Source organism: Geobacillus sp., assembly GCF_017515625.1.
In the GTDB taxonomy this organism is placed as follows: domain Bacteria; phylum Bacillota; class Bacilli; order Bacillales; family Anoxybacillaceae; genus Geobacillus; species Geobacillus stearothermophilus.
This window is the reverse complement of sequence record NZ_JAFWFM010000057.1, coordinates 1-6,869: the sequence shown is the minus strand read 5'-3', so window position 1 is coordinate 6,869 and position 6,869 is coordinate 1. Positions and strand designations below refer to the sequence as shown.

At 50.7% G+C, this 6,869-nt stretch carries 8 protein-coding genes; all 8 read left to right on the top strand.

What is annotated here, in order from left to right; all coding sequences use genetic code 11:
- A partial coding sequence (locus tag IKE44_RS03575; RefSeq protein ID WP_287465022.1) for a hypothetical protein occupies positions 1-213 on the top strand: 213 nt, incomplete at its 5' end.
- Positions 214-397: 184 nt separating this feature from the next.
- Positions 398-1,327: a heme o synthase gene (gene cyoE / locus IKE44_RS03570; RefSeq protein WP_287465020.1), complete on the top strand. Its 930-nt coding sequence runs from the start codon at positions 398-400 to the stop codon at positions 1,325-1,327.
- Between the two features lie 83 nt (positions 1,328-1,410).
- Positions 1,411-2,481 carry a cytochrome c oxidase subunit II gene (gene coxB, locus IKE44_RS03565; RefSeq protein WP_287465018.1) on the top strand — a complete coding sequence of 357 codons (1,071 nt, stop codon included), beginning with the start codon at positions 1,411-1,413 and terminating at the stop codon, positions 2,479-2,481.
- Between the two features lie 22 nt (positions 2,482-2,503).
- Positions 2,504-4,375: a cytochrome c oxidase subunit I gene (gene ctaD / locus IKE44_RS03560; protein ID WP_033016189.1), complete on the top strand. Its 1,872-nt coding sequence runs from the start codon at positions 2,504-2,506 to the stop codon at positions 4,373-4,375.
- Positions 4,375-4,995, top strand: a complete 621-nt coding sequence (ctaE, locus tag IKE44_RS03555; RefSeq protein ID WP_033016188.1) for a cytochrome c oxidase subunit III — start codon at positions 4,375-4,377, stop codon at positions 4,993-4,995. Before ctaD ends, ctaE begins: the two co-directional genes overlap by 1 nt.
- A 4-nt stretch (positions 4,996-4,999) precedes the next feature.
- Positions 5,000-5,332, top strand: a complete 333-nt coding sequence (gene ctaF / locus IKE44_RS03550) for a cytochrome c oxidase subunit IVB (protein WP_033016187.1) — start codon at positions 5,000-5,002, stop codon at positions 5,330-5,332.
- Positions 5,333-5,433: 101 nt separating this feature from the next.
- Positions 5,434-6,336 carry a cytochrome c oxidase assembly factor CtaG gene (gene ctaG / locus IKE44_RS03545; RefSeq protein ID WP_033016186.1) on the top strand — a complete coding sequence of 301 codons (903 nt, stop codon included), beginning with the start codon at positions 5,434-5,436 and terminating at the stop codon, positions 6,334-6,336.
- Positions 6,337-6,385: 49 nt separating this feature from the next.
- Positions 6,386-6,841, top strand: a complete 456-nt coding sequence (locus tag IKE44_RS03540; protein ID WP_033010275.1) for a DUF420 domain-containing protein — start codon at positions 6,386-6,388, stop codon at positions 6,839-6,841.
- The last annotated feature ends 28 nt before the right edge of the window (positions 6,842-6,869 follow it).

The following is a 6,869-nucleotide window of genomic DNA, read 5'->3' as shown; positions in this document are numbered from 1 at the left end:
GGAGAGAGTCCTTTTTGCATGACATTTGCTTTTTTCTACCGCGCTTCGCTTGGTGGCCCCGACGAGCGTCGCGAACAAAAGTTCGCAACCCTCGTCGGGGATCATTTCGGAATGTCACCCACAAATATTTTACTCACACTTTGCGTATTGAATAAGTCGATTAAGTTTACTAGAAATATTAATGGGATAGGCAAACGGGCCGGTTTCGCCTAACGGATTCAAAAATTTGACACAAATTATTCAAAAAAAGTTCACATGATGAGAAAAAAATGTGATTTAATATATAGAGAAATAAACCTGCCTAGTTCTTTTGTTTTTTTGTTTTCGTATTTCGGGCATTGGAGCCAAGATCACGGCGTCTGCCCGCCGGGCGGCGCAATGAGGAGGAACAGGAGACATGGCCGAATTGAAAGCGGTGCACCAGGATGCGGCCGATGCCGGTCATCGCTCGCATGTGAGCGTCAAGACAGTTTGGAGAGAGTTATCGTCTGTTGTGAAAATCGGAATCGTCAATTCGAATTTGATTACGACGTTCGCCGGGATGTGGCTGGCGTTTTATTTTACTGGGGAACACTTTTTGGAGAACCTGCATCTCGTTTTTTTCACGCTGTTTGGGGCAGCGCTTGTCATCGCAGGTTCATGCGCCATTAACAACTACATTGACCGCGACATCGATCAATATATGGAGCGGACGAAAGTTCGGCCGACGGTAACTGGAACGATGGAGCCGCGGCGCGTACTTTGGCTCGGAGTTGCCCTGGTCGCCTTCGGCACGATGAGCTTGCTCATAACAACGGTTACGGCAGCGGTGGTCGGGCTCATTGGCATGGTGACGTACGTCTTTTTCTATACGCTTTGGACGAAGCGCCATTATACGCTCAACACTGTCGTCGGCAGCATTTCCGGCGCCGTGCCGCCGGTGATCGGCTGGACCGCGGTTGACCCAAGTTTCCATGTCGTCCCGCTTGTTCTCTTTTTGATCATGTTTTTATGGCAGCCGCCGCATTTTTTGGCGTTGGCGATGAAGAGGTGCGAGGAGTACCGGGCTGCCGGCATTCCGATGCTGCCGGTCGTTCACGGCTTCGCCATGACAAAACGGCAAATCATCGTCTGGGTGGCCTGTTTGCTGCCGCTGCCGTTTTATTTGTTCTCGCTCGGCGCGCCGTTTTTAACGGTCGCGACGCTGCTGAACATCGGCTGGCTGTTTTTGGGGCTGTGGGGCTTGAAAATGAAAGATGACTTAAAGTGGGCGAAATGGATGTTCGTCTATTCGCTCAACTATTTGACAATTCTATTCGTGGCGATGGTGATCGCCACCTTATGGTAAACGTTTGAAATTCTTTCATCTCTTTCATCATGAAAGAATTTGTATATATTTCTACATCAAAGAAAGAGGGGTTTGATTAGGCTATGAACAAAGGGCTGCGTAACTGGCGCTTACTTTCTTTGTTTGGAATGATGGCGCTGTTGCTCGCCGGCTGCGGCAAGCCGTTTTTGTCGACGCTCCAGCCTGCCGGCGAAGTAGCGGACATGCAGTACTCGCTCATGTTGCTGAGCACGTCGATCATGGTGCTCGTCATTGTCGTTGTAGCGATTATTTTCGTCTATGTTGTCATCCGCTTCCGGCGGAGCAAGGGGGAAGAAAACAAAATTCCGAAGCAAGTGGAAGGAAGCCATAAACTAGAAATTATTTGGACTGTCATTCCAATCATCCTCTTGCTGATTTTGGCGGTGCCGACGGTATCGGCGACGTTTAAGCTGGCGGATGTCAAGCCGATGAATGACAAGAACCGTGATAAAGACACGGTTGTGGTCAACGTGCGCGCCAACTTGTATTGGTGGGAGTTTGAGTACCCGGATTACGGCATTATTACGAGCCAAGATTTAGTCGTGCCGACGAATGAAAAAGTGTATTTCAACTTGGTCGCGTCGGATGTCAAACACTCGTTCTGGATTCCGGCGGTCGGTGGAAAAATGGATACAAATACGGACAACAAAAACCAGTTCTGGCTTGTCTTTGACCAAGAAGCGACAGATAAAGCCGGCGGCGTCTTTTACGGCAAATGTGCGGAGCTTTGCGGGCCGTCGCATGCCTTGATGGATTTCAAAGTGCGTCCGTTGCCGCGCACGGAGTTTGATGCTTGGGTCGAAAAAATGCAAAATGCAAAAAAACCGGTTGTGACGGATCCGGTTGCCAAACAAGGCGAGGCGATTTTCAACAAAAGCTGTATCGGCTGCCATGCCGTGTCGCCGGTAGACAAGCGTCCGGAACAGGCACGCACAGCGCCGAACTTGGCGAACTTTGGCGATCGCGAACGAATTGCCGGCATTTTAGAACACAATGAAGAAAACTTGAAAAGATGGCTGCGTGATCCCGAAAGCATAAAGCCTGGAAACAAAATGACAGGTACATATGGCGAACTGACAGAAGAGCAGATTGATGCGTTGACGAAATATTTAATGAGCTTAAAAGTGGAATAAGGTATAAAAGGGAGGTTTCACTGTGAGTACGATCACTCGCAAAAAGGGTGTCGGCGCCGTTTTATGGGATTACTTGACAACAGTCGATCATAAAAAAATCGCCCATCTGTATCTAATCGCCGGAGGATTTTTCTTCCTGCTTGGCGGTCTTGAGGCGCTGTTCATCCGCATTCAGCTCGCGAAGCCGAACAACGATTTCCTTGTCGGCGGCTTGTATAACCAAGTGCTGACGATGCATGGAACGACGATGATTTTCTTGGCTGCGATGCCGCTTGTTTTCGCCTTTATGAACGCAGTCGTGCCGCTGCAGATCGGCGCGCGCGACGTTGCGTTCCCGTTCTTGAACGCGCTCGGATTTTGGCTCTTTTTCTTCGGCGGCCTGTTTTTAAACTGTTCGTGGTTTTTAGGAGGCGCGCCGGACGCCGGTTGGACGTCGTACGCATCGCTAGCGCTCGATTCGAAAGCGCACCACGGTGTCGACTTTTACACGCTCGGATTGCAAATTTCCGGTATTGGAACGTTGATAGGCGGGATTAACTTCCTTGTCACGATCATCAACATGCGCGCTCCGGGCATGACGTTTATGCGCATGCCGATGTTCACATGGGCGACGTTTGTAACGTCGGCGCTTATCTTGTTTGCATTCCCGCCGCTGACGGTTGCTTTGATTTTCATGATGATGGACCGGTTGTTTGGCGGCAACTTCTTTAACCCCGCTGCCGGTGGTAATACGATTATCTGGGAGCACTTATTCTGGGTGTTTGGACATCCGGAAGTTTACATTCTTGTTTTGCCGGCATTCGGTATTTTCTCGGAAATTTTCGCGACGTTCTCGCGCAAACGCCTATTCGGTTATTCGTCAATGGTGTTTGCGACCGTGCTCATCGCGTTCTTAGGCTTCATGGTGTGGGCGCACCATATGTTCACCGTCGGGATGGGACCGATTGCGAACGCCATCTTTTCTGTCGCAACGATGACGATTGCGGTGCCGACCGGGGTGAAAATTTTTAACTGGCTGTTTACGATGTGGGGCGGAAGCATCAAATTTACGACGCCAATGCATTATGCGGTGGCGTTTATTCCGTCGTTCGTCATGGGCGGGGTGACCGGGGTCATGTTGGCGTCGGCGGCGGCGGATTATCAATACCATGACAGCTATTTTGTTGTTGCGCACTTCCATTACGTCATTGTCGGTGGGGTTGTGTTCGCTTTGCTTGCCGGCACGCATTATTGGTGGCCGAAAATGTTTGGCCGCATGCTGAATGAAACGCTCGGCAAAATGACGTTCTGGCTGTTCTTTATCGGTTTCCATTTGACATTCTTTATCCAGCACTTCCTCGGCTTGATGGGGATGCCGCGCCGCGTCTTTACGTATTTGCCGAACCAAGGATGGGAAACCGGCAACTTGATCAGCACGGTTGGGGCATTCTTTATGGCAGCCGCGACGGTTATTTTACTTATTAACATTGTGATTACGACGGTAAAAGGCGAAAAAGCGGCGGGGGATGCATGGGGCGACGGCCGCACGCTCGAATGGGCGATCGCTTCGCCGCCGCCGGTGTACAACTTCGCTCAAACGCCGCTCGTCCGCGGGCTTGATGCTTTCTGGCTCGAAAAAATGGAAGGCAAAAAAGAATTGACGCCGGCTGAACCGCTTGGTGACATTCATATGCCCAATTCGTCGTTCTTGCCGTTTGTCATTTCGTTTGGACTGTTTGTTGCAGCATTCGGCTTTACGTACCATAATGACGCCGGATGGGGCTTGCCGGTCGGCATTCTCGGCCTGCTGATCACACTCGGTTCGATGTTGCTGCGTTCGGTGATCGATGACCATGGCTTCCATATCCATAAAGAAGAAGTGCTTGAGCTTGAGAAGAAGGGGGCGAACGCCTGATGCATGCGGAAGAAAAACTGACAGCCGAGACGTTTCCGGCGGCGCCGGAACGCGCCACCCTTGAAGGGAAAAACAAGTTTCTCGGTTTTTGGCTGTTTTTAGGCGGAGAGACGGTGCTGTTCGCCTCTCTCTTTGCCACCTATTTGGCGCTCAAAGACAAAACGAACGGCGGCCCTTCGGCAGAGGAGCTGTTCCAAATGCCGATCGTATTTATGGCGACCATGCTGCTGCTAACCAGCAGCTTGACGAGCGTGTATGCCATTTATCATATGAAAAACTTTGATTTTAAAAAGATGCAGCTCTGGTTTGGCATTACCGTTTTGCTTGGCGCCGGCTTTTTGGGCTTGGAAATTTACGAGTTCAATGAATATGTGCATGAAGGCCATAAGTTTACGACGAGCGCCTTCGCGTCCGCCTTTTACACGCTCGTCGGCACGCACGGCGCCCACGTTGCGTTTGGATTGCTTTGGATTTTAACATTGATGATTCGCAATGCCAAGCGCGGGTTAAACTTATATAATGCCCCGAAGTTTTACGTCGCGAGCCTTTATTGGCACTTTATCGACGTCGTCTGGGTGTTCATTTTTACCGTCGTATATTTAATGGGAATGGTGGGGTGAACGTATGGCGAACCAAACGAACTCCGGAAATGAACGCGTCGATTTGGCATACCGTCGCCGCAAAAATGCGGAAGAGATGCGCCATCAACTGATTGCATTCGTTTTGATGATTTTGTTGACGCTCATTGCCTTCGCCGCCGTTGGTTACGAAGAGTTTTCCCATTGGTTTGTCGTTCCGTTTATTTTGTTGCTTGCCGCTGTGCAAGTGGCGTTCCAGCTTTATTATTTCATGCATATGAGCCATAAAGGCCACGAATTCCCGGCGATGTTTATTTACGGCGGTGTGGCGGTTATGCTTCTACTTGTTTGGGCGTTTACAACAGTTATTTGGTGGTAAGAAAAGGGGGAATCGGTTTTGCGCCGGTTTCCCCTTTTTCAATAGCCTTGGCGCGGCGTCGTGTAGTATAATGGGAAAGGACAAATCAGGAGGGGATTCGTATGTTTCAATCGCTGCAAATGTTTGGCCCCGTCGCCCTTTGGAGTCCGTTTTTTTTGCTTGTGTTAGCGGCGGTTGCGTTGCTGTACATTGGGATCACCGGGCCATGGCGGCAGCGCTTTGGCCTTGATGATCCGGTTCCGGGCAAACAGAAGGCGTACTTTTTGGTCGGCATCGCGCTCCTTTACGTATGCAAAGGTTCGCCGCTTGATCTGCTCGGCCATTTATCGTTTACTGCTCATATGGTGCAAATGGCGGTGCTGTATTTGATCGTGCCGCAATGTTTCATTTTAGGCATTCCGGCGCCGCTGTATGAGCGCCTCTTCCGTTTCGCCGCGGTGCGCCGCCCGTTTCAGCTGCTGACGAAGCCGGTCATCGCTCTACTGCTGTTTAACGGCTTGTTTTCGCTTTACCATGTGCCGATGATTTTTGACACCGTTAAAATGAATATGATTTTGCACGCTGTCGTCACTACGGTCATTTTTGTCGCCGCGTTTTGCATGTGGTGGCCGCTTGTCAACAAGCTGCCTGATTGGCAAACGTTGTCGGGATTGAAAAAAATGGGCTACATTTTCGCCAATGGTATGCTGTTGACGCCGGCTTGCGCGCTGATCATTTTTACGGACACGCCGCTTTATGCGACGTACACCGACCCGAAGGCATGGATGGCTTCTTTGGCGCTTTGCGTGCCGCAAGGGACTTTGGCGTCGCTTGATTTGACAGGCCCGCAAATGTTCTTGTCGATGTCGCCGTTTCATGACCAACAGCTCGGCGGGGTATTGATGAAAATTATTCAAGAAATCGTATACGGGATCATGCTGTTCGTTGTTTTCAGCGAATGGTATCGGAAAGAGCGGGAAAAAGAACCGAACATGGGTATGGAGCCGCGGCCGACGAAATTGTAAACCGGTGTTGGCTGCAAGGGGATGAGTTGAAAGGAAAGGGAGAGAACGGATGGCGATTTTACCGACGATCAGCACAAGTTGCATCGTGATCAGCGCTTTGCTTGTTGCTTACGGCTGGTATTTGATCAGCCGCAAACGGACGGAAGCGCATAAAAAGGTGATGTTGGCCGCCGCCGTCTTTGCGCTGTTGTTTTTTATCATTTACATGTCGCGGACGTTGTTTATTGGCAATACGAGCTTCGGCGGACCGGAGAATGTCAAAGTCTATTATACGGTGTTTCTTATTTTCCATATCATGTTGGCGACAGTGGGAGCCGTATTTGGCCTTGTGACGATCTGGACGGGGCTGAAAGACAGCCGCTCCCGCCATCGCCGGCTTGGGCCGGTGACGAGCATTATTTGGTTCGGCAGCGCTTCGACGGGGGTCATCGTGTATTTGCTTCTTTACGTCCTGTACCCGGGTGGGCAGACGACCTCGCTGATTAAAGCAGTGCTCGGATTTTAGAGGCAAGTGGCATCGGCCGGCCGGATCG